Below are 21,728 nucleotides of genomic sequence, written 5' to 3'. Positions count from 1 at the left end.
CCGCGCCGACGCCGGTTCCCGGACACGCCATGCCATGCCACGCCATGCCTTCGGCCCGATCCCCTCCCCCTGCCCGCGCATTCAAGGGCAGGGGGTTTTCTCTTGCCCCTTCCTTTTCTTCTCCTTCCTTTTCTTCTACCGACCGATTCGTCGAAAGGGTTTCCAGTGCGGGAAAGATCCCGGCCCAGAGCCGGAACGAGACGCCGCCGTGTGACCGGCCGAATGGGCAGAGCGGCGTCCGCCGTCATGGCCTTGGCCATCCTCGTCGGCGCGGCGGGGGAATCCGGCGCCGCCGCCTTGCCGGGGCCGGACGGCACCGTCGCACTCCGGCAGGCCATGGCCGGACCGCCGAAGCCGGCGGCGGCTCCGCCACCGGCGCGGTCCGCGCTGGACCGGCTCAGCGCGGACCGCGACCGGCAACTGGTGGAGGACATCGCGGAGCTCGACGAGGAGGAGGAAGTCCGCGAGGCGGCCAAGAAGGCGTTGGAGAGTACGGACCCGAACGCGGTACGGGACTTCCTGGAGCACGGTGAGGCCGAGGCGCGGCAGCGTGCCAAGGACAAGCGGGACGCGGCCGACGCCGCCAACCGCCGCAGCATCGAAGCGCTGCGCGGCACCGGAGGCCCGTTCTTCAACGCGGAGGTCGAACGGGTCCTGAAGGGCACGGCCGGGGACCGCGCCGACTTCCTGGCATTCGGCGCCGAGATCGCCCGGCAGCGGGACAAGGCCACCGAGCAGAACGAGCAGCAGCGCGCGGCGGAGAACCGCAAGCGGGTCGAGATGCTCGTCGCGGTCGGCGGCCCCGAGGTGAAGCAGGCCGCCCAGGCCGCCCTGGCCACGGGCGACGACAAGGTGATCGCCGAGTTCCTGGAGAAGGGCTATCTGGTCGCGGCGCGGAAGGACGCGGACGACCGGGCGGCGCACGAGAAGGCGCAGAAGGAAGCGCTGGAGGCGGCGGAACGGCTGCGCGAGCTGGCGGCGAACGCGGCCCGCGCCGCCGAGGCCCGTACCAAGCTCATAGCCGCCCACGGCAGCGCGGTGCGGGCCCTCAAGGGCGCCGCGAACGCGATGACCGCGGCGGCCGCCCAGTCCCGCGAGGCCGATCGGATGCTCGCCGCCGACCGCGCCGGCAAGCGGCTCTCCGACTACGGACCGGTGAAGACGGAGATCGCCCGGCAGACCGGCAACGCCGAAGAGGCCGCGCGGCAGGCGCAGGTGGCAGCGGGCCAGGCCAAGGCGCAGGCCGACGTCCTCGTCGAGACCGGGCTGCCCCACGGCGCGCGGTGGTCGGAAGTCGCGTCGGGCATCGCGAACGCGGCGGACGCGGCGGCCAAGGCGGCGGCGACCGCACAACACGCGGTGGACGCGTCGGCGGCGGACGCGGCGGGGCTCAACTCCAAGAACCAGGCCGAGCTGCACGCGCAGCAGGCCGCCAAGTGGCGGGCGAACGCCGAGGAGCACGCCAGGGCGGCGGCCCGGCTCGCCGAGGCGGCGGACCGGCAGGCCAAGATCGCGGCGGACGCGGCGGCCAAGTCCCGCCAGGCCCGGATCGAGGCCGAGCAGGCCGAGAAGCAGGCGTGGGAGCACGCCAGGAAGACCCGCGAGGCGCGGATCGAGGCGCAGCGCCAGGCCAAGGTCGCCGCCGAGCAGCGCAAGATCGCCGAACGCGAGCGCGACCTGGCGGCGGCGGCGCGCGTGCGGGCCGAACGGGAAGGTGACGTCGCTGCCCAGGCACGCGCGCGAGCCCAGTCCGAGGCACGCACCGCCTCGTCCAGGCGGGCCGACGCGCAGGCCGCCGCCTCGGTGGCGGCGGAGAAGCGGGACAAGGCACAGACCCAGGAAGGCATCGCCGCCAAGGCCGACGGGCTGGCCCGGGGTGAGGAGAGCAAGGCCCGCAAGGCCCGTAACGACGCGGTGGAGGCCGAACGCCTCCACCAGGCGGAAGAGGCCAGGGCCAGGGCCACCGACGCGCTGGCCGCCAAGGCGAAGGGCAGCGAGCACGCCGAGACCGCGCGAGCCGCGGCGACCGAGGCGCGATCCGCCGCCGACGCGGCCGGAACCGCCGCCGGTACCGCCCGTACGGCGGCCGACCAGGCGTCCGCGGCGGCGATCCGGTCGCGGTCGGCGGCCATCGAGGCGGCCGGCGCGGCCGCGCGTGCGCGTGCGGCGGCCAGTGAGGCCACCGCGCATGCCGCGCGGGCCAACGCCGCCGCCACCAAGGCCGAAGCAGCGGCCGCCGCGGCCAACGCGGCGGCGAACGAAGCCGAGCGTCAGGCCGCCGCCACGCACGCGGCGGCACAGCGGGCCAACTCCAAGGCCGCCGAGGCCACCGCGCAGGAAGCCCGCGCCGGGATCGCCGCCCACGAAGCCTCCCGGCTGGCCGGGCTGGCCGCGACCCGGGCGAGCCAGGCCCTCCAAGCCGCCAACCGCACGCGGGAGGAAGCCGACGGCGCCACCCGCGAAGCGGCCATGGCCCGCCTGCAGGCGACGACCGCGGTCCAGGCCGCCGCGTCGGCCCGTACCACGGCCGCGGGCATCGCCGACCCCGCGAACACCGCCATCCTCCTCACCGCGCCGTTCACCGGCGCGGACGTGAACGCGGACTTCGCCGCGGAGGTGGCGCGGGCCTCCCTGGAGATGGGCGCAGCGGAGGCCACCAAGGCCGAAGCCAGAGCGGCGGAGGCGGTCAAGGCCGCCGATGCGGCCGAAGCCGCGGCCGCACGCGCCAACGCCGAGGTGCGCCCGGCCTTCAAGGCGGCGGCAGCCGCGGCGCGGTCCGCCGCGGACGCGGCGCGTTCCTCGGCGGCCGCGATGAAGTCCGCGGCCCAGGCAGCCGAGGACGGCGCCAAGGCACGGGCCGCCGCGGCACGGGCCGACGAGGCCGACGCCCAGGCCCGGGCCGACGCGAAACTCGCCCGCCAGTCCGCCGACCAGGCATTCGCGGACGCGGCGGCGGCACGCAATGCCGCCACCCGGGCCGAGGCCGAGGCCGAGCGTGCCCGCGGCGCCGCCACCGACGCGGAGAACCAGGCAGCGGCCGCCGGCAGCGCCGCCGCCCTGGCCGAGAAGGAAGCGGGCATCGCCCAGGGCGCGGCCACCCAGGCGGAGCAGGACGCGGCCGACGCCGACAAGCTGGCCGACTCCGCCGAGAAGCACGCCACCTCGGCCGAGACCGCGGCCAAGAACGCCGGCACCTACGCCAAGGAAGCGGACGAGGCCGCAAAGAGAGCCGAGGAATACGAGCGCGAGCAGCAGCGCAAGGCCAGGGAGGAGGCCGCCAGGAAAAAGGAGAAGGGCGGCAGCTCGTACTCCCTGGAGGAATACGAGCGCGAGGCCCTCGAAGCGGCGGGCATCACCGCCGAACAGCTTGCGGCCGCCGAGGCACTGGCCCAGCAGGACCTGCTGGACTACCTGATGGACAACGGCGCCGAGATCCTCGTGGAACTCGCCGCCGAGGAGATCAAGGAGTGCTGGGACGACCCCGACATCCCGACCTGCCTGTGGGCGATCGTCACCAACCTGCCCTGGGCGAAGGCCGCCAAGCTGGTCGGCAAGCTCCCGAAGATCGGCAAGGTCATCTGGGGCATCAACGGCTTCCTCGACAAGTCGGCCAAGGCGAAGAAGCTGGTCGACAAGAGCGAAGACGTCCTCGACAAGGTTTGGAAGAAGCTCCCGGCCTGCGTGAAGGACAAGAAGAAGAGCCCTTCCCCGGCGCGGAGTTCCGCGTCATCCGTGAGTGGTGCACACCGCTCGTTCGCGCTGCCGTCCGGTGGTGGCCACGACGCGGGAGGCGTGGGCCTCAAGCGCGAGGAGTTCATCGCTAAGCTGGTCGGCGGAAAGGTGGCCAAGGACGCGAACGGGCAGGACATCAAGATTGAAATGCCCAACGTGGGATCGAGCGGTCTCGACGTCATCGGACCGAACGGTGAATACATCTACGTCGGCGGTGGCGCCAAGGCCAAGAACCCCGCCAAGTTCGGCAGCGCCCTCAAAATCAACAAGTACGCCGCCGACCAGGCCGGCGTGAAGGCGATCTACTATCTGGCGGACAACACGCCGGAATCGGCCATCAAGCAGGCCAAGAAGGTATTCGGAGACGAGAATGTGCACATCTTCACACTGCCGAGCTGCTAGCCATGGCTGACGGATTCATCCGGTGGTACCGGGAATCGGCGGCCGTACCGGCCTTCGCCGAACAGACGCAGCTCTTCGCCGCACACGGCATCGCGCTCACACACCCGGTACGGGGCACAGCCGTGGTCCTCGACGTCGAAGGCGACGGTGTCCTCATGCACCAGGAGGAACTCGGCCGCCTTCTGGGCCTGCGCATCGCGTCCCTCACGATGCAGTGGTGGTTCTCCGCGGACATCGACGTGACCGACGAGTACGCGTACGAGCCGCTCGGCTGCGAGATCCAGACGCTGTGGCTGGACGGCCTCACACCCGGGCAGGCCGACACGGTCGAGGCAGCCGTCGTCGCGGCGACGACGGCCCTTCCGACACCGACCCGCGCCGTGATCGTCGACCGGCATGGCGCGGGTGACCCCGCCGACTGGGACTCGCCCGTCCTGTACGACGGAGAGAACCTGCCGACCGTCCACGACCGGGTATACGCCCGTCACCCGCTCACACAGAAACTCCTGACAGCACAACCAACCCTGAACAGCAACGAAACCGTCGGCGACCTGACCGCGGTATCCCCCACCCCCACGCACTGACAGCCGAAGACAGCACACCGCACGGCGACCGACCGGGGACCGCCCTGACACGTCGGCCGCCCGCGCGACAGGGCCGGGGACTGGAAGCGAGGCATCGACCTCCGCGCCAGTCCCTGGCCCGTGTCAGTCCCCGGCCTGACCTCGGGCGTGCACACCCGACCATAAAGAAAAGGACATGTTTCTTCAGCGGCCACCCGGAGAGCGTCCGGGAGGGCGTTCAGGAGGGTGGTGGGTTGACGGGGAGCACCGTTCCGTAGTGCCCGAGGATGTCGGTGTGTTCGGTGTCGCTGCGCGCGTCGGCGAAGCCGATCGCATGGAAGTGCCCTAGATGGCACCGGGACACCTTGGCTCGTTCTCGCGCCTCCTGGTCGGCGTTGCCGTTCTGACGTGGACGCCGGGCGCCAACGCGTAAACCTGTGGCGGACGTTCGCCCGGCGTCGGAGAATCGGCGCATGGCCTCGTCCCTCACCCCGCCGCCCGGCCTGACCGTACGCCCCGCGACGCTCGATGACTCGGCGGCCGTGTGCGCGCTGCTCAACGAGATCGACCTGCTGGAGACCGGCCGCGCCGACACCGACCTGAGCGAGGTGCAGGCGGACCTCAAGCACCCCGAAGCGGACCTGGAGCACGACTCCTGGCTGATGTACGACGCCGGGCGGCTGATCGCGTACGGTCTGCTGTGGGACGAGTCCGGCGGCGAGCGCATCGACATGGACCACTACGTCCTCCCCGGCAGACTGCCGGGCGCCCTGCACCTGTACGACCTGATGGAGGCGCGGGCCGTGCAGCGGGCGGTTGCCAACGGAGCGGCACGGGCGGTGATCCACCTGCACCTCAACACCGCACCCACCATGGACCTCGACGCGCTTCGCCGGCGGGGCTGGCGTACGGTGCGCCGTTACAACGTACTGACCCGGGCCCTGTCCACCGCCACCGACCGGCTGCCGGCCCCGCCGCCCGGCGTGACCTTGCGCCCCTGCCGCACCGAGGCCGACCGCGTGTGCGCCCACGGGTTGCTCCAGGAGACGTTCGCCGGCCACTTCGACTTCCAGCCCCGGACGTACGAACAGTGGCTGGACGACATCGACGCCGACCGCGCGGACTGGTCACTGATATGGATCGCGCGGGTGGACGGCCTCGGTGACGCCGCGGTGCTGCGCACCCACGACGCCCGCGCCTCGATGGCCTGGATCGCCCACCTCGGTGTCCTGGAGCGGGCCCGCGGCCAGGGGCTCGGCAGCCACCTCCTCCGCCACGCTTTCGGTCACTACGCCAAGCTGGGTCGGCACCTCATAGGACTCGGCGTCGACACCGACAACAGCAGCGGTGCGCTCGCCCTCTACGAACGGCACGGCATGGTTGTCGACTTCGCCGTCGACACCTGGGAGCTGGTTCGCCCGGCCTGAGCGGGGACTGCCTTGGCCGGCGGCTGAGCTGCGGTGGCTGAGCTGCGGTGGGTGTGCGGAGCTGCGCCGAGCTGCGGTACGTCTGGGGAACCGCGGTCAGGTGTGTGACGTCGACAGCAACATGCGAAGAAGTGTGGATGGGGCTGGGTCCGGAACCGTGGATGGGGCTGGGGTCGGCTGCCTGCTGGCCTTTCTGGGGGCCTGTGTGGGATTCGGAGTGTGGCTGCCCGGGGCTCGCGCCGGCCTCGGTGGAGGATTCGAGGGGGAGCGGGAGTGGAGCCTGCTGTATGTAGAGCTGCCGGTGATGGTGCTCGGTGTTCCGGCGCTCACGCTTGCGAGCTGGGCGTTGGTCCGAGCGGCCATGGGCGGTCGGGGCGGCCGTTGGGCTCGGGTGGCGGTGTCTGCGGGGACCGCGGTGGCCGCGCTCGTGGTGCTGGGTCTGGCCTGCCTGGCCTGGTGGGCGGCCCGTGACGCCGGCCGTACGCCGATCTGACCGGAGGCGGAGGCAGCAGAGGCAACAGCGCTTCTGAAGGGCGGGCGCAAGTTGGGACGGGGGCCAGCCTGGGCAGGGGCCAGTCTGGACAGGCGACAGTCAGGGCAGGCACCAGCCAGGGCAGGCGCCAGTCAGGACAGGCAGCACAAGTTCATGCCCCGCACACCTGTAGGCCCGATGCCCGTAGGCCGGAGTGCACCCCACGCCGTGATCTTCACAAACGACAGGGGGCACCCCGTACAACTCGCGCATTCGGAGCCGCACATGGACCGCAGAGCCCTTCTCGCCGCGGGCGGTGGCACCGCCCTGGCGGCCGCCGCCAGTGTTCCGCAGGCATCCGCCACTCCGCCCAGAGGTCCCGGCCGGGGCGCCGCCGTACGGTTCAACGTCATCAGCGACATCCAGGGGGACCTGCGCGATTTCGGCCGGGCCCTGGAAGACATGGCGGCCGTCAACCCGCACAGCGCCGGTCTCGCCGTCGCGGGCGACATCACACCGCGCGGTTACGACGCCGAGTACGCGCAGGTCAGCGCCGAACTGGCGCGCCACTCGCACCCCCACGAGGTGGCCTGGGCGATCGGCAACCACGAATTCTACGTACCGAAGTGGCGCGACCCCGGCACCCTGTCCCAGGACACCTGGCCCAACAACACCACCGAGGACTCCCTCTTCCGCAGCTTCCACCGCTTCGCCCGGCGCGGCACGGTCCACGCGGAAACCTCCTTCGGCGGCATCCCCGTACTGACCCTCGGCACCGAGCGGTACGCGCACTACCACGACCCGAAGCTCTGGGACGAGGTCTGGATCAGTGAGGCCCAGTTCACCTGGCTGGAGGACCGCCTGTGGCACTGGTCGCGCCGCCGCAAGCCGGTCATGGTGATCACCCACCACCCCCTGCCCGACACGGTCTCCGGCACCCGCAACAAGCTCTACGCGAGCGACTACCTCCAGGCCGACCGCCTCCTGGGCCTGCTCGGCCGCCACCCGGACGTCTTCCTCTTCAGCGGCCACACCCACTGGGACCTGGAGCTGTCCGACTGGGTGGTGCGCCGGGTGGTCCCCGGCACCGCGAACCTGAGCGGGTTCACGGTGGTCAACACCGGCGCCGTCCAGACCGGTTACCGGGACGACGGCAAGGGCGGCGAAGTCTCCGTCGGCGGGACCTTCAACCAGGGTCTCCAGGTCGAGGTGCGCCGCGACACGGTCGTCATCAAGGCCCGCGACTTCGCCCGCCGGGCCTGGCTGAAGGAGATCACGGTGCCGCTGGCGCGTTGAACGGGTGCCGCGCTCGGCCGTTCCCAACTTGCAGCCAAGCTGTTAGCCTGGCTGCAAGTTCTTCGAGGAGGGTCGGCCATGACATCCGAACGTCGTGCTCTTGAGATCGCCATCCTGGTGTGCCCCGGCTACATGCCGGTCGACATCATCGGCTTCCACACCGCCTTCGGCCTGCTGCCGGACGTGAACCTGCACCTCGTCTGGAAGAACCTGGACGAGCTCGCCGGCATGCCGCACTTCCCCACCCGCGCGACAACCACCTTCGCGGACTGCCCCGCGGACCTCGACGTCCTGTACGCCGGTGCCGTGCCGCCGGAGATCTTCGAGGACGAGGAAGTGCTCGCCTTCCTCGCCGACCGGGGCAGCCGGGCCACCTGGGTGGCCGGAGTGTGCGCCGGGTCGCTGCTGCTGGGCGCGGCGGGCCTGCTGCTCGGGTACCGCGCGACGACCAACTTCCAGCTGCACGACCATCTCACGCACTACGGTGCCGTACCGGCGCGCGGCAACGTCGTGGAGGACCGCAACCGGATCACCGCCGGCCCGGCGACCGGAAGCTTCGAGATCGGGCTGCGGCTCCTCCAGGCATTCTTCGGTGACGACGTCGCACGGAAATCGGAACTCATGATGGAGTACGCGCCCCGGCCCCTGTTCGGCGTGGGTACCCCGGAGCTGGCCGGTCCCGAACTCACCGAGCAGCTCCTCGCCAGGAGCGCCGACATGGGCGCCGTCTTCGCGCAGGTCGCGGAGCGGGCGGCCCGGCGGCTCGGCGTCCACGCGGAAACAGCGTAGGTGGCGGTGTAGCCGGCAGGGCGGGGCGAGGCGGGGGAGTGGGCGGCCGAAGGGGTGGTGCGATGCCGTCGCACTCTTCGACTCCGCGCCGGAGAGTGCAGTCCGCCCGTTTCGCTGCCCCCGGAGCGCCCGGTACGGCAAGGTCGTACCACCGCCCCGGCCGTGCGGCAGGGCGGGCCGGGGCGGACGAGGGTGAGGAGCGCGCGGTGGAAGAGAGCTGGACGGCCGACGAGTACGGAGCGTCACACGAGGGGACGGTCAAGGTACTCCTGGACGACGGCAGTACCGCCGAGCCCGTGTACTTCGACGCGGGTTCCGGAGGGTACGTACCGAGCTCCAGTCACTGGAGCATCTACGACGGCCGGAGCGCGAGGACGCCGCGCGCGTCCGCGTTCCGCGCCACATGTGCCTGCGGCTGGGTGGGGGCCAGCCATGTCCTCGACTGGGACAAGGTCGGCGACCAGCCGTTCCACACGGCCGCCGCCGCGGACGCGGACCGGTGCATGACGGACTGGGACCGGCACATCATGGAGGTGGGCGAGTCGACCGTCCCGGTGCCCGAGCGGATCGCCGAGCTGCTGGAGACGCTGGAGGCGGAGGTCGAGCGGTACACCGAGGAGTCCCCGGTGGGGGCCGTCAAGATCGCCCGTCGGATGGAGATCTCCGCGGCCAACCTGGGGTACTGGGCGGCCCGCAAGGCCCGCGGCGCGATGTCCCCGGAGGAGGTGGCCACGGCTCTCGGGCTGAGCACCCGCCAGGCCGCGAGCCTGCTGGCCCGCTTCGGCCGGTGGAGTCCGTACGTCTGATTCCGCGGACCTCGGGGTGCGGACCTCGGGTCTCGGGGGCTCGGGGTGCGGGGTGTCCGGCGTTCCGTCCGGAGCGTTCGGTCCGTCGCGGGAGTGCGGCTTGACTTAGGTATGAACTCATACCTAAAGTGGTCCGTATGACCGCCTCCCGTGCGTCCGGCCAGGACACCCACCGCATCGCCTCCGGGCTCGCGGCCGTCCTGCCCGCACTGCACCGGGCTCTCGACCGGCGGATCGTCCAGGACCTCCCGTTCCCCAGGCTTCCCGAGAGTCAGATCGCGCTGCTGCGGCACGTCGCCGAACACGACGGTGTCACCGTGCGCGCGGCGGCCGACGCGCTGCTCGTCAAGCCCAACAACGTGAGCGCCCTGGTCACCCAGCTGGCCGCCCAGGGGCTCCTGGAGCGCAGGCAGGACGCGGCCGACAAACGGGTCGCGCACCTGCACCTGACGGCAAAGGCCCGGCGCCAGGTCGCCGAGGTCGACCAACTGGTGGACGGCTACCTCGTCGAGGCGCTGCACGCCCTCACCGACGGGGACCTCGACGCCATCGGGTCCGCTCTCGGCGCCCTCCAGGGACTGGCGCAGGGGATTCATCCTGCCGCGGACTGACTGACTGATTGATTGACTGAGTGACCGCCCGGCCGACCGATCGTCCGGACTGACAATCCGGGGTGATCCGGGTCGGCAACCCGGGGCGATCCGGGTCGGCAATCCGGGCAAATCCGGGTCGGCAAATCCGGGTCGGCAATCCTGGCTGACAGCCCGTCGGCGGTCGGCGGCGATGCCGTGCTGCCGGTCCTGCCGTGACTCCGGCCGTGCCGTGTCCCATGTGCCGTCGGCAGTCCGCACCCGTCGCCGGCACGCGCCTGCATTCCGTATCTCCACATCCCCACATCTCCACCTCTCCGTAATTCTCCCTTCACAGAAGCAAGGCACCTCCATGTCCTCCTCCGTCATGGGCCACTCACCCCTGCCCACCCACACACCACCCACCCCGCCGGAACCGGCCCGGGGCCGCCGCGGGCATCCCTGGCTGACGCTCGTCGCGGTCGCCTTCGGCCTGTTCATGGTCGGCCTGGACGGTTCGGTCGTCTCGATCGCGAATCCGGAGATCGGCCGGGACCTGCACGCCTCCACCGCCGACCTGCAATGGGTCACCAACTCCTACCTGCTGGCCCTGGCCGCGACGCTGATCCTCGGCGGCAAGCTCGGTGACCGGTTCGGCCGGCGGACCTACTATCTGATCGGTGTCGCCGGTTTCGCCCTGGCGTCCGTCGCCATCGGCCTGGCCGGCTCGATCGAGGGCGTCATCGCCTTCCGCGCGGTGCAGGGCTTCTTCGGCGCGCTGCTGATGCCCAACACGCTGGGCCTGCTGCGCGCGGCCTTCCCGCCGAAGAAGTTCGGTATGGCGGTGGGCATCTGGGCGATGGTCTCGTCCGTGTCCACGGCGCTCGGCCCGATCGTCGGCGGTCTGCTCGTCGAGCACGTCGACTGGGAGTCCGTCTTCTACATCAATGCCCCCATCGGCGTCGTGGCCCTGGTGTTCAGCGTGCTCGTGCTGCCGCAGAGCAAGAGCGCGGCCGGCCGGCAGCGCTTCGACATACCGGGCGTGGTCCTTCTCGCGCTCGGTCTGCTCCTCGTCGTCTTCGGCGTCGTCAAGGGGGAGTCGTGGGGGTGGGGCGCCGGCTCGACCCTCGGAGTGCTGGCGGCGGGCGTCGTCGTCCTGCTGGGGTTCGGCTGGTACGAGACGCGCCTCGGGCGCCCGGCCCCGGCCGCCTCGGCCTCCCCGGTTTCCCCGGACTCCCGGACCGGCGCTTCCCGGACCGGCCCGGCCGAGGAACGGCGCGGGCACCCCATCCTGCCGATGCGGCTGTTCCGCAGCCCGGCGCTGACCATCGGTACGGTCATCAGCGCCGTCAACTTCTTCGTCCTGCTCGGCGTGATTTTCTTCGTCATGCTCTACCTGCAGAACGTACGCGGCTTCACGCCCGTCGAAGCCGGTGTCCGCACCCTGCCGCTGAGCCTGGCCTCCGTGGTCGCCTCGCCGCTGGGGGCGAAGCTCACCGAGCGGTTCGGTGCCCGGCTGACCATGCCGCTGGGCATGGTGCTGCAAGCGGGCGCCTCCTTCGCCATCCTCGGCTGGGGAGTGCACTCCTCGTACGCCGCCATGTGGCCGCCGTTCATCGCGCTCGGTCTCGGCGTGGGCACGGTGATGGCCGCCTCCTCCGACGCGATCGTCGGCAACGCGCCGGTCAGTGACGCGGGGGTGGCCGGGGGACTGCAGGCCACCGCGCTCCAGGTCGGCGGCGCGCTGGGCACCTCCGTACTGATGTCCCTGATCAGCGTCAGGGTCGGCGCCACCCTGACGGGCGAGCTGACCTCGGCCGGTGTTCCCGCTTCCGCCGCCGCACGGATGCACGAGGCCAAGGACGCGGTCGCGATGGGCGTGTCGCCGGTCGGCGACGGTATGCCGCAGCAGCTGAAGTCCGCGGTCGTCGAGGGGAGTGGCCAGGCATTCATCAACGGTGTGCACACCGCGGCCCTCGTCACCGGAGTGCTGTGCGTGATCGGCGCGGTGCTCGCCGCGGCCGGCGTCCGACGCGATCCGCAGGTCCCCGCCGGGCACTGAGAACGGCGGACCGGCCCGGCCGGGGCATGCCTGTGCAAGGCAGGCGCCCCGGCCGGGCCGTTGTGACGCTGACGGGGCGGGGGGCGGACCCCTTGTGTCTGGGGGACGTCCTTGACGAACACGAGTCATGCCTGTGGGACGTCCTTGATGAACACGAGTCCGTCGATGTCCGTCAGGTGGGCCGGATCGAGCGGGGCGTAGCCGAACCAGGGGGAGACGCGGGCCGCCGGCGGCGTGTCACCGAGGGCGGTGGCCAGCCGGGGAGCGTCGACGACGAAGCGGTCCTCCGGGAGCGCGTACAGCAGCCCTTCGACGGTGTCCGCCGGCGGGGCGCCCACCCCACGGTGCCACATCGTGCCGAGAGCCGTGGCCAGGACGGCGTACTCCTCGCCCAGGCGGGCGTTCACGATCGCACCGGCGCCCCACCACTCCAGCAGGGGGTGGTCCCACATGCGCATCGCGCTCTTGCGCCGCTGGAGATGGGCGTTCTGGGCGTGGACCAGGGTCGGGCCCCGGTCGACGAGGGCGAGGAGGTTGTCGGCCATCATCTGGTCCCGTATGCCCAACAGGTGCGTCATGCGGCCCGGTGACGTGTCGGCCATCCAGTAGTGGTAGCGGAGCAGTCCGGTGGCGGTGCGCCCGTACAGGCACGCCCGGTCCCAGGCGTCCCGCGAGGTGGCCGCGATCAGGTGTGGCGTGTGGGCGTGCAGCAGTGTCTCCAGATCGTCGGCGAGCAGCCGCAGTTCCCTGGCCTCGGCCGACCGGCCCACGGACTGCGACGGGTCCGTCATCGCGGCGGGACCGGTCCACCGGTCGTCGGCGCCGACCAGGCGGTCGAGGGTGTCCGCGGTGCAGGGGAGCAGGTCCGGGGCCACCCAGGTGGCGAGGTAGCCGTGGAGGGCGGTGAGGACCTGCCGTGGGCTCGCGGCGTTGGTGATCTCCAGCGGGCCGTCGAAACCGGCGAAGCGCAGCTGCTCGGACGCCGGCCGGCCGTCGTTGTACGCCCGTGTCCACCGTACGAGTTCACGGTTGGCCGCGGACGCGCCGAATCCGTGGCTGAAGCCGCGCGCCATGACGTCGTCGAGCGTGCCGGTGCCCGCGGTGACGTAATCGTCCACGATCAGCCCCGCCAGGCAGTCGCTCTCGATCGCGACGGTGCGGTACCCCTCCTCTTCGACGAGCTGCTGGAAGAGGTCGTTGCGCAGGTCGAGCAGTGTGTCCTCCCCGTGGGTGGGCTCGCCCAGGGCGAGCAGCCGCGGCCGGGCCGGGAGCAGCCGCAGAACGGCGGCGGCTTCGACGGCATGGACGGTGTCCTTGATGTCGGTTGCCATGCCTTCAACGGTATCGTTGAACCTTCGGTTGAAACTTTTGCTCTCTCACGGCGGGAAAATGGGTAAGAACCTTCAAAACGAGGGACGGCTCAGGCCGATCGACCTGGCCCGCGGGCACGGCCTGTCCACACAGGCCGTCAGGAATTACGAGGAGGACGGCATCCTCCCGGCCGCGGACCGCACACCGCACGGCTACCGCACCTACACACCCCTGCACGCGCTGGCCCTCCGCGCCTTCCTCGCCCTGATGCCCGGCCACGGCCACCAGGTGGCGGCGTCGATCCTGCGGGCGGTGAACCAGGGCGAAGCCGACGAGGCGTTCCGTCTCATCGACGAGAGCCACGCCCAGCTCCTCGAAGACCGGCGCACCCTCCAGGCCGTCGAGAGCGCCATCCGCGACCTGACGCAGACCCCGGTATCCGGGGCCGCAGCGGCAGCCGAGGCGGGCACGGTGTCCGCACCCGAGGCGGCGTCGGAGACCGGCAGTACCTTCATCGGGCCGTTGGCGGCGAAGCTGGGCATCCGGCCCGCGACGCTCCGCAAGTGGGAGAACGCCGGTCTGGTACGCCCGCGCCGCGACCAGCTGACCGGCTACCGCGTCTACGACGCGTCCGACGTACGGGACGCCCGCCTGGTCCACCAGCTCAGGCGCGGGGGCTACCTGCTGGAACAGATCGCCCCGCTGATCGACCAGGTACGGGCGGCAGGCGGGCTGGAGCCGCTGGAAGGCGCCCTGCGTGCCTGGCAGGGGCGCCTGTCCGTCCGGGCCCGCGCGATGCTGACCGGGGCCGCGGAGTTGGCGGCGTACCTGCGCGAACGCGGATGAACGGCCGGGCCGGGCCGACGGACCGCGAACTGCCCGGACAGCTCGGACCACGCGGCCCCGGACGGCTCGGGCCGCTGTCCGCTACGGCCGCGGTGCGGACCGGTCCGCCGCCGTCGCCCCGGAGCCGCCTTCGCCGGAGACCGCGCGCAGGTCGGAGTCCCAGTCAAGTTGGGCGATCAAGGCATCGTCGCCAGTGCGCCGCGGTGACGGTGCCGAGCCGGTACGCGGGGGCGTGCGCGTGCCGCGCGAAATCTGCCCGCTGACGGTGATGTTGTGCTCGACGCGGGGGCGGCGGCACGCCTCGTACAGGGCGAACGCGCGCTCCGCGTCGGGTGCGTCCCGCAGGGACTTGGCCAGGATGACGGCGTCCTCCAAGGCCATGGACGCGCCTTGGCCCGTCGCCGGCGACGCCGCGTGCGCGGCATCACCGATGATCAGCGTCCGTCCGGAGTGCCAGGGAGTGCCGGGCGGGATCTCGGTGGCGTTCGTGGCCATGATGCCGTCCGTGGCGGCGGCGACGATGTCAGCGGCGGGCGTGGCGTCCGCGCGCAGCAGGGCGACCAGTTGCTCTCGTCGGCGGGAGGGGCCGGAGGCTGCGGGCTCCTCGGTGGGAAGGGCTTCGGTGGCGACCCGGGCGAACCAGTACGTCTCCCGGTCCGGCGAGACCGCGTAACCGAAGGACGCGTTGCTGCCCCGCACCATGGTGATGTGACCGGTCTCTTCCGCCACCGAAGCGCCGCGGGTGTAGCCGTAGAAGACGCGCTGCCCCGCGGAGACGGGTTCCACGCCGGGGGCGATCGACCGTCGAAGGGTCGAATTCACCCCGTCCGCGCCGATGAGCAGGGCACCGGTGGCGACGCTGCCGTCCGCGAACCGCGCGGACACCTGGTGCGGCCCGTTCTCGAAGGACACCAGCCGCGCTCCGTGCACGATCCCGATGCCCCGGCGGACGGCCTCGGCCTGCAGGGCGGCGTTCAACGCGCCGCGCCGCAGGCACCGGTAGCGCAGCAGAGCGTCGTCGGCCTCTCCCATCGGCGCGTGCGCCACCTCGCTGCCCCGGTCGTCGAGGAGGCGCAGGGAACGCAGCGGAAAGCCGATCGAGGTGACCGCGTCCGAAGCGCCGAGCTGTGCCAACGCGCGCATACCGTTGCTGGCCAGGGTCAGAAAGGCACCGATGTCCTCGGCCGTGTCGGGATGCGCCTCGTGCACGACGACATCGAAGCCCGCCTTGTGCAGCGCCAGCGCGGTTGCCGTGCCGGCGATCCCGCCACCGACGACCAGTATGCGTTCCACGAACCACTCCGCTCTTCCGTGCGTGTCCCATGACGTGTCAAGTCTGCGTCCAGTCCGGGTGCGGCGTGGCCCCGACCCGGAGTCGGCCGGGAGTCGGAACGCGAGGCACCGTCCGTGAGCGAGTTCATCGACTTCGAGTACAAGTCCGGCCGCAACGGCAAGTGGCCCCGGTGGACAGAAACGCGTCCAGCTTCGCGACCGACGGCGTCCTGAAGGCCGGGGTGTCGATGACCTGCGGACTGGGTCTGCGCGCCGCGGCGGACCTGCCCCGGTGCCTGTCCTCGGGCACGGTCGACGTCGAAGCTCTGTTCCTCGGACCACTTCCGCATGCCCGACGGCAGGGTGGAGCCCTGCACGGCAAGCGCCTACGAACGCAAGAACCTCAAGGCCGTGGAACCGGCCGCCAAGCCCACTCCCGGCACGCCGACCGGTCCGAACGGCCGTGGCCCCGCTTGTCGAAGGCGACGCAGCGCAGTCCCCGTCCGGACAGCGGAAGCATCTGGAACTCCCCATGGCGCTGCTGAGCCAGGCCCCGGCCACGAACACCACCGGTTTGCCCTGCCCCAGTCGGTGTGGAACAGGCTGGTTCCGCCTCAGCGACGCAGGGCGGTCTCCCGCTCCATGTGCGACAGCTTCTCGGGGTTGCGTACGGCGTAGAGCCCGGTGATGAGCCCGTTCTCGACGTGCGCCGTCACGACGGTGTCCAACTCGCCGTCCAGGTGGATGAGCAGCGCCGGACCGGCATTGATCTGGGCCGGCCGCAGCGAGATCGGCCCCGTCTTGCGCAGGCCGCCGACCAGCAGGCGGGACACCTTGTCGACCCCGACGACCGGCCGCAGGACGGCCTGCTTGACCCCGCCGCCGTCGCCCAGGAGGACGACGTCCGGCGCGAGGATGTCGACCAGGGTCTGCAGATCACCCGTTTCGACCGCCCGCCGGAAGGCGTCGAGCGCGTCGCGGGTCTCGGCCGGGGAAACGGTCCCGCGCGGCCGGCGCGCCGCGACGTGGGCCCGGGCCCGGTGCGCGATCTGGCGGACCGCGTCCGGACTCTTGTCGACGGATGCGGCGATCTCGTCGTACCCCAGGTCGAACACCTCACGCAGCACGAACACCGCCCGCTCGGTCGGCGTGAGCGTCTCCAGCACCAGCAGCATCGCCGTCGAGACGCTGTCGGCCAGTTCGACGTCCTCGGCCACGTCGGGCGTGGTGAGCAGCGGTTCGGGCAGCCAGGAGCCGACGTAGGACTCCTTGCGGCGGCCGAGCGTTCGCAGCCGGCCCAGCGCCTGGCGCGTGGTGATCCGGACCAGGTACGCGCGGTGCTCCCGTACCGTGGCGAGATCGACGCCCACCCATCGCAGCCAGGTCTCCTGCAGGACGTCCTCCGCGTCGGCGGCCGAGCCGAGCAACTCGTAGGCGACGGTGAACAGCAGGTTGCGATGGGTGACGAACACCTCGGTGGCGAGGTCCGTGCCTCCGCCGTCGGCGTGCCGCTCCGCCGCGTCCTCCGCGCGCTCACTGCACTCACTGTTCACCGGGTTCACGGGTTGCTCCTGCCTTTTCGCTTCCGACCGTGGTACGCGCACAAGACGTCGGACACCACCGCGTTGTGACATCCATGGGCGGTGTCGTACGTCACACGGCCGCGCTGTCACAGGGAGCGGGGCACCGGCGTCTTGTGGTCGTTCCCTGCACACCACGAGTGAGGACGACATCATGAACGGAACCCGGTTCAACCTGTTCGAGAACGAGTTCGGTGCCAAGTTCGCCAAGCGGTTCGCCAACGCCGGCCTGCTCGTCCAGCAGTCGTCGCTGCCCAAGGCGACGCAGGAACTGATGGCACTGCGCGCCAGCCAGATCAACGGCTGCGGCTGGTGCATCGACATGCACACCAAGGACGCCGCGGCTTCCGGTGAGACCGCGGTCCGGCTCAACCTGGTCGTCGCCTGGCGCGAGTCCACCGTGTTCACCGAGGCCGAGCGGGCGGCGCTGGCGTTCACCGAGGAAGGCACCCGGCTCGCCGACGCCCACCAGGGCGTCTCCGACGAGACCTGGGCCGAGGTGCGCAAGCACTACGACGACGACCAGACCGCCGCGCTGATCGCCGTGGTCGCCCTGATCAACGCGGCCAACCGGCTCGCCATCATCACCCACCAGCAGGGAGGTACGTACGAGCCGGGCATGTTCGCTGCCGCGGTCAACTGATCGACGGGAGATCGACGAGGGGGGCCAGGGGCCGCCCGGGCCGTGCTCGTGCTCGCCCGGGCCCCTCGGCGGGACCGGAGCCTTGGGTCAGGCCGTCGAAGGGGCCCCAGGACCGGGCCCCTTCGGCTCCCAGCACAGCAGGTCACCGCACGAGCCCCGCCAGAACGTCCGGTGCGGGCGGGGCTCGGCGGGACGCGGGAGCTGCTTCCCCGCGGGGTGGTGCGCCGCCATGCGGGAGCACGGCGACGCGCCGGGGCAGGGAGCCAGCCGGGGGCCCACACCGGTACGGACCAGAGCCCGCTCAACCGTTTCGCTGGCCACCGCCAGTTCCAGGCTCCCCTGTGCGGCGTGCACGGCACCGCGTATGCCCAGGAGCGTGTAGAGGCTGGCGTTGTCGCACCAGGTGATGCCGGACAGGTCGAGCCGCAGCCGACGGTGGCCGGACTTCAGGTGGGCGACGGTGGCGTCGCACAGCAGGCGCACCGTACGCACGTCGAGCTCGCCGACGACCCCCAGTTCCGTGGCGCCGCCGGCCTCGCGGCGGGTGCTGACGGTCAGCCGGAGATCGGGTGGCTCGATCAGCGGGAGCCGGAGGAGAGAGGCCATGAGGGGCGGGCCGCTGCGCATCGGTCCCTCCAGGAGGCCGTCGGGCGGGCCCAGGACATGGCCCTTCGAACGCCGACCAGACTTCCCGGCACACCCTGCGCCCTCCGGAGCATTGAGGCCACGGTAGCGGCCGTGGCCGCAGTGTGGAAGCTGAGCTGTCCAAAGGGCCCCGGGAGGAGCGGCGGGGCCGGACTCCAGTGCGGCCGACGGCTGTCCGGACGGTCCGCGGCCGTCGGCCCGCCGCACTCAGAGGAGGCCCCGCCGCGTGTACGTGAACTCGTCGGCCGGGCCGGCCGGCCGCCGTCTGCCCGATGGGTGACCACGCGATCCGGCTCCGTGCGGAAGCGGGCGGCCCGGGAGCGAGCTGATGTCGTTCCGGGGCGCCACCTCGTCCGTGGCGTCCCTCAGTGTTTCTCGGGGACGACGAACAGGGCGCGCGTGCCGGTCAGTTCCAGGAGCTGGTTCATGGCGCGGTTGCTGGTGCGGATGGTGACTGTCTTGTTCAGGTGCTGTGCCCGGCTGCGCAGGCGCAGCAGTGTGCTTAGGCCCGCGCAGTCGCAGAAGTGCACGGCGTCGAGGTGCAGGTCGAGGCCGTGGACGGAGTGCCCGAGGGCCGCGTGCAGGCCGGGTTCGATGTGCCGGCCGGTGTCCAGGTCGAGGCCTCCCCGGATCGCGACGCGTGTGCGGTCGCCGTCCGCGGTGACCTCCAGGGCCAGGAGACACGGTTCGGGGACCACTGGTGGCGCGATGCTACGGGCGAGGGCGCGTTCGGTGTCCTGCTGGGTGAAGGGGGATGCGCAGCGCGCAGGCTCCGGCATGGCCTTCCTCTTCCTTGTCGGCTCACCTGCCTCCGCATTCCAGAGTCGCCCCTCCGGCCATACACGTCAACCGATACATGAAGAATGGTACGTGCATCTGGGTGCGTGAATCTTCCGTCGGTAGAATCAGTGCATGAATGACGTGCCGGAGCCGTACAGTGGGTGGACGTTCGTGACCAACCATGCCCGGGTGCTGGCCGCCATCGCCGACGATCACCACGCCCGCATCCGCGACATCGCGGCCCGCTGCCGGCTGACCGAACGCGCCGTCCAGAAGATCATCGCCGACCTGGAGGGCGACGGTTACCTCTCGCACATCCGGGAAGGGCGCTCCAACACGTACCGGATCGAACCCGGCAAGATCCTGCGCCACCCGGCCGAGGCCGGTCTGACGGTGGCTTCGCTGCTCTCCCTGCTCGTCCAGGACGAAGCGGACCGCGCGACGCCGCCCGACGAACGCCGCCGGCCCGGCGCGCCCTGACTTCGGGCACACACGGGCCGGCGGGGGCGGGGGAGCGGGCAGGGGCCGGTGCCACGCACCGGCCGCTCGACGGCGGCCGGTGCGGCGCTACCAGAGCACGGTCTGCCCTTGGTGGTCGACGAAGTGGAGGCCGGGCTTCCCCCGGTGGTTCTCGATCGTCTCCGCCACCCCGGGAACACTCTCCTCCACGCTGAGTTCGGCCTCCATGCCGCCGAGTTCGGTACGCACCCAGCCCGGGTCCATCAGGAGCAGGGTGCGCGGGTCCCCGGCGTAGCGGGCGGCGTAGCAGCGCATCAGCTGGTTCAGCGCGGACTTGCTCGCCCGGTACAGGTCCTGGCCGCCGCCGGTGTTCAGCGTGATGCTCCCCTGGTCGGAGGACATGACGCCGATGGTCCCGTCCGGCGCGACCAGCGGGCGCAGGAACTCCACGACCCGCATCGGGCCCAGCGCGTTGGTGGCCATGACCTCGGTGAACATCTCCGTCGGCACCTCGCCGATCGGGAGGTCGCCGCGGGTGATGGCGGCGTTGACGAAGAGCAGGTCGAGAGGGCGCCCCGCCAGCCGGTCGCGCAGTGCCGTTATCTGGTCAGGGTCGGTCATCTCCAGCGACTCGACGGTCAGCCGCCCCTCGGACGTCTCGGCCAGTTCGTGCAGGCCGGTGCGTCCGGTGCCGCGCACCGTACCGATGACGTTCCAGTCACGGCGGAGGAACTCGGCGGCGAGCCCGAGGCCCAGCGTCCGGGAGGCCCCGACGATGAGAGCGGTCTTGCGGGTGTCGGTCATGTGAATCCTGTCGTGGGTCAGCGGATCGGTGCGCTGAGGCGGAGTGGTGCACGTCGTAGTGAGGGATCGTCGTACGCGGCCGTCGCCGACCGGCGGTCGTTCGCCGCCGGGCGCTCGCAGCGGAAGGCGACTGCGGCAGCGGGCAGGTGGCAGCGGCCGTGCCCGCTCCGTACGGACGCGGAGCGGGCGGTTTTCAGGCCGGGCGCCGCGAAGTCCCGGTGCGCCGGCGGCGATCGGCGGTGGCGGTCTCCAGCGGGATGCCTGTGGCCTGGCTGCCGGCGCCGTCCACCGCGACGGTGTCGACGATCATGACCCCATTCTCCGAGCGGTTCGTTGGGGCGTCCAATACTCTTGCGGCCACATTGATACCGTTACGGCATGGATCTGGACCTGGATCTGCGCAAGCTCCGCTACTTCGTCGCGGTGGCCGAGCACCGGCACTTCGGCAGGGCGGCCCAGGCACTGTTCATCGCGCAGCCGGTCCTCAGCCGGCAGATCCGCGCGTTCGAGCAGGAACTGGGCTGCCGGCTGCTCACGCGGACCACCCGCAGTGTCGAACTGACCTCGGCGGGACGGCAGCTGTACGACGAGGCGCGCACCATCACCACGGCGGTGCACACGGCGCTGCGGCGCGTGCACGCGGCCGCGCGGGGCGAACAGCGGCTGATCGTCGCCTTCTCGCCCGGTCTGCACGTGTCGGAGGCGATCCGGACGTTCACCGCGCGCCACCCGGAGGTCGAGATCGATGTCTTCCCGCTGCGCTGGTGGGAGCAGGACGCGCCGCTCCGCGACGGCCGGGCGCACGTCGGACACCTCCGGCGCCCCTTCGACGACACGGGGCTGCGTACCGTCCCCATCGGCCAGGAGACCAAGGTCGCATGCCTGCCCGTGACCCATCCGCTGGCGGGCCGCCGCACCCTCACGTCGGCCGATCTCGCCGGTGAGCCGATCCTCGACGTCCGGACGCGGCGGACGTCCTCACTGGAGGAGAAGTTCGAACTCATCGCCTCCGGGCAGGGCATCGCGCTCGTCCCGCTCAGCGTCGCGGGCTCGTACTCCCGCTCCGACCTGGTCTATCTGCACGTCACCGACTCCTCGCCGGTCGAGACCTGCCTGGCCGTACCGGAGAGCGGCTGCACGGACCTCGTACGGGACTTCCTGGACATCGCCACCGCCACCCTGCGCGGGCGCTCCGGTGATACGGACACCGGGCGGGCGGCGGCCGGGGCATCGACGGCCGGGGCCGGGGGATGACGCCCCGCCGACGCAG

At 71.6% G+C, this 21,728-nt stretch carries 19 protein-coding genes; 13 read left to right on the top strand and 6 right to left on the bottom strand.

Annotated features, from left to right (window positions below; all coding sequences use genetic code 11):
• Positions 1–222: 222 nt before the first annotated feature.
• The 9 genes from OEIGOIKO_RS01140 to OEIGOIKO_RS01100 all read left to right on the top strand — a co-directional run bounded on the left by OEIGOIKO_RS01140 (position 223) and on the right by OEIGOIKO_RS01100 (position 12,118).
• Positions 223–4,134 (top strand): hypothetical protein, encoded by a 3,912-nt coding sequence (locus tag OEIGOIKO_RS01140; RefSeq protein ID WP_246177102.1) that lies wholly within the window; start codon positions 223–225, stop codon positions 4,132–4,134.
• A 2-nt stretch (positions 4,135–4,136) separates the two neighbouring features.
• Positions 4,137–4,718 (top strand): hypothetical protein, encoded by a 582-nt coding sequence (locus tag OEIGOIKO_RS01135; RefSeq protein WP_125050951.1) that lies wholly within the window; start codon positions 4,137–4,139, stop codon positions 4,716–4,718.
• Positions 4,719–5,170: 452 nt separating this feature from the next.
• Positions 5,171–6,124: a GNAT family N-acetyltransferase gene (locus OEIGOIKO_RS01130; protein WP_125050949.1), complete on the top strand. Its 954-nt coding sequence runs from the start codon at positions 5,171–5,173 to the stop codon at positions 6,122–6,124.
• Between the two features lie 205 nt (positions 6,125–6,329).
• The gene (locus OEIGOIKO_RS01125) at positions 6,330–6,617 is read left to right on the top strand and encodes a hypothetical protein (RefSeq protein ID WP_246177101.1); all 288 of its coding nucleotides are present in this window, start codon (positions 6,330–6,332) and stop codon (positions 6,615–6,617) included.
• A gap of 264 nt (positions 6,618–6,881) precedes the next feature.
• Positions 6,882–7,892, top strand: a complete 1,011-nt coding sequence (locus tag OEIGOIKO_RS01120) for a metallophosphoesterase family protein (protein ID WP_125050945.1) — start codon at positions 6,882–6,884, stop codon at positions 7,890–7,892.
• Between the two features lie 78 nt (positions 7,893–7,970).
• Complete coding sequence (locus OEIGOIKO_RS01115) at positions 7,971–8,681, top strand: DJ-1/PfpI family protein (RefSeq protein ID WP_125050943.1); 711 nt, start codon at positions 7,971–7,973, stop codon at positions 8,679–8,681.
• 206 nt (positions 8,682–8,887) lie between these two features.
• The gene (locus OEIGOIKO_RS01110; protein ID WP_125050941.1) at positions 8,888–9,487 is read left to right on the top strand and encodes a hypothetical protein; all 600 of its coding nucleotides are present in this window, start codon (positions 8,888–8,890) and stop codon (positions 9,485–9,487) included.
• A 137-nt stretch (positions 9,488–9,624) separates the two neighbouring features.
• Positions 9,625–10,098 (top strand): MarR family winged helix-turn-helix transcriptional regulator, encoded by a 474-nt coding sequence (locus OEIGOIKO_RS01105; RefSeq protein WP_125049025.1) that lies wholly within the window; start codon positions 9,625–9,627, stop codon positions 10,096–10,098.
• 331 nt (positions 10,099–10,429) lie between these two features.
• Positions 10,430–12,118, top strand: a complete 1,689-nt coding sequence (locus tag OEIGOIKO_RS01100; RefSeq protein ID WP_125050939.1) for an MFS transporter — start codon at positions 10,430–10,432, stop codon at positions 12,116–12,118.
• 125 nt (positions 12,119–12,243) lie between these two features.
• On the opposite strand, the gene OEIGOIKO_RS01095 is transcribed toward OEIGOIKO_RS01100, so the two are convergent.
• On the bottom strand, positions 12,244–13,449 hold the full coding sequence (locus tag OEIGOIKO_RS01095) for an erythromycin esterase family protein (protein ID WP_125050937.1): 1,206 nt from the start codon (positions 13,447–13,449) through the stop codon (positions 12,244–12,246).
• 58 nt (positions 13,450–13,507) lie between these two features.
• Here OEIGOIKO_RS01095 and OEIGOIKO_RS01090 point away from each other — a divergent pair, with 58 nt between their 5' ends.
• The gene (locus tag OEIGOIKO_RS01090; protein ID WP_125050935.1) at positions 13,508–14,275 is read left to right on the top strand and encodes a TioE family transcriptional regulator; all 768 of its coding nucleotides are present in this window, start codon (positions 13,508–13,510) and stop codon (positions 14,273–14,275) included.
• Between the two features lie 81 nt (positions 14,276–14,356).
• Here the strand turns inward: OEIGOIKO_RS01090 and OEIGOIKO_RS01085 are convergent, their stop codons facing one another.
• Positions 14,357–15,568 (bottom strand): FAD-dependent oxidoreductase, encoded by a 1,212-nt coding sequence (locus OEIGOIKO_RS01085; RefSeq protein ID WP_125050933.1) that lies wholly within the window; start codon positions 15,566–15,568, stop codon positions 14,357–14,359.
• Between the two features lie 593 nt (positions 15,569–16,161).
• A complete protein-coding gene (locus tag OEIGOIKO_RS01075; RefSeq protein WP_246177935.1) occupies positions 16,162–17,100 on the bottom strand; it encodes an RNA polymerase sigma-70 factor in 939 nt (312 codons plus the stop codon).
• A 181-nt stretch (positions 17,101–17,281) separates the two neighbouring features.
• Between OEIGOIKO_RS01075 and OEIGOIKO_RS01070 the strand changes: the two genes are divergently transcribed.
• Entirely contained in the window at positions 17,282–17,770 is a 489-nt protein-coding gene (locus OEIGOIKO_RS01070; protein WP_125050930.1) for a carboxymuconolactone decarboxylase family protein, read from the top strand.
• A gap of 87 nt (positions 17,771–17,857) precedes the next feature.
• Here OEIGOIKO_RS01070 and OEIGOIKO_RS01065 read toward each other — a convergent pair whose 3' ends face one another.
• The gene (locus OEIGOIKO_RS01065) at positions 17,858–18,397 is read right to left on the bottom strand and encodes an STAS domain-containing protein (protein ID WP_125050928.1); all 540 of its coding nucleotides are present in this window, start codon (positions 18,395–18,397) and stop codon (positions 17,858–17,860) included.
• Between the two features lie 383 nt (positions 18,398–18,780).
• Positions 18,781–19,194, bottom strand: a complete 414-nt coding sequence (locus OEIGOIKO_RS01060) for an STAS domain-containing protein (RefSeq protein ID WP_125050926.1) — start codon at positions 19,192–19,194, stop codon at positions 18,781–18,783.
• Between the two features lie 133 nt (positions 19,195–19,327).
• Here OEIGOIKO_RS01060 and OEIGOIKO_RS01055 point away from each other — a divergent pair, with 133 nt between their 5' ends.
• Positions 19,328–19,675 carry a helix-turn-helix transcriptional regulator gene (locus OEIGOIKO_RS01055; protein ID WP_125050924.1) on the top strand — a complete coding sequence of 116 codons (348 nt, stop codon included), beginning with the start codon at positions 19,328–19,330 and terminating at the stop codon, positions 19,673–19,675.
• Positions 19,676–19,762: 87 nt separating this feature from the next.
• Here OEIGOIKO_RS01055 and OEIGOIKO_RS01050 read toward each other — a convergent pair whose 3' ends face one another.
• Positions 19,763–20,458, bottom strand: a complete 696-nt coding sequence (locus OEIGOIKO_RS01050) for an SDR family NAD(P)-dependent oxidoreductase (protein ID WP_125050922.1) — start codon at positions 20,456–20,458, stop codon at positions 19,763–19,765.
• Positions 20,459–20,842: 384 nt separating this feature from the next.
• Between OEIGOIKO_RS01050 and OEIGOIKO_RS01045 the strand changes: the two genes are divergently transcribed.
• Positions 20,843–21,712: a LysR family transcriptional regulator gene (locus OEIGOIKO_RS01045; RefSeq protein ID WP_125058369.1), complete on the top strand. Its 870-nt coding sequence runs from the start codon at positions 20,843–20,845 to the stop codon at positions 21,710–21,712.
• Positions 21,713–21,728: the final 16 nt, after the last annotated feature.

The sequence above is a fragment of the Streptomyces paromomycinus genome (assembly GCF_003865155.1).
GTDB lineage: Bacteria > Actinomycetota > Actinomycetes > Streptomycetales > Streptomycetaceae > Streptomyces > Streptomyces chrestomyceticus.
Note: the sequence above shows the minus strand (reverse complement) of the source record. Positions and strands in the feature narration are given on the sequence as shown.

Coding starts and splice junctions, on each gene's coding strand:
- OEIGOIKO_RS01090 (WP_125050935.1), top strand. CDS start 13,508: ATGGGTAAGAACCTTCAAAACGAGGGACGGCTCAGGCCGATCGACCTG.
- OEIGOIKO_RS01105 (WP_125049025.1), top strand. CDS start 9,625: ATGACCGCCTCCCGTGCGTCCGGCCAGGACACCCACCGCATCGCCTCC.
- OEIGOIKO_RS01140 (WP_246177102.1), top strand. CDS start 223: ATGGGCAGAGCGGCGTCCGCCGTCATGGCCTTGGCCATCCTCGTCGGC.
- OEIGOIKO_RS01130 (WP_125050949.1), top strand. CDS start 5,171: ATGGCCTCGTCCCTCACCCCGCCGCCCGGCCTGACCGTACGCCCCGCG.
- OEIGOIKO_RS01070 (WP_125050930.1), top strand. CDS start 17,282: ATGAACGGAACCCGGTTCAACCTGTTCGAGAACGAGTTCGGTGCCAAG.
- OEIGOIKO_RS01135 (WP_125050951.1), top strand. CDS start 4,137: ATGGCTGACGGATTCATCCGGTGGTACCGGGAATCGGCGGCCGTACCG.
- OEIGOIKO_RS01060 (WP_125050926.1), bottom strand. CDS start 19,194: ATGCCGGAGCCTGCGCGCTGCGCATCCCCCTTCACCCAGCAGGACACC.
- OEIGOIKO_RS01115 (WP_125050943.1), top strand. CDS start 7,971: ATGACATCCGAACGTCGTGCTCTTGAGATCGCCATCCTGGTGTGCCCC.
- OEIGOIKO_RS01120 (WP_125050945.1), top strand. CDS start 6,882: ATGGACCGCAGAGCCCTTCTCGCCGCGGGCGGTGGCACCGCCCTGGCG.
- OEIGOIKO_RS01095 (WP_125050937.1), bottom strand. CDS start 13,449: ATGGCAACCGACATCAAGGACACCGTCCATGCCGTCGAAGCCGCCGCC.
- OEIGOIKO_RS01055 (WP_125050924.1), top strand. CDS start 19,328: ATGAATGACGTGCCGGAGCCGTACAGTGGGTGGACGTTCGTGACCAAC.
- OEIGOIKO_RS01050 (WP_125050922.1), bottom strand. CDS start 20,458: ATGACCGACACCCGCAAGACCGCTCTCATCGTCGGGGCCTCCCGGACG.
- OEIGOIKO_RS01100 (WP_125050939.1), top strand. CDS start 10,430: ATGTCCTCCTCCGTCATGGGCCACTCACCCCTGCCCACCCACACACCA.
- OEIGOIKO_RS01065 (WP_125050928.1), bottom strand. CDS start 18,397: ATGCGCAGCGGCCCGCCCCTCATGGCCTCTCTCCTCCGGCTCCCGCTG.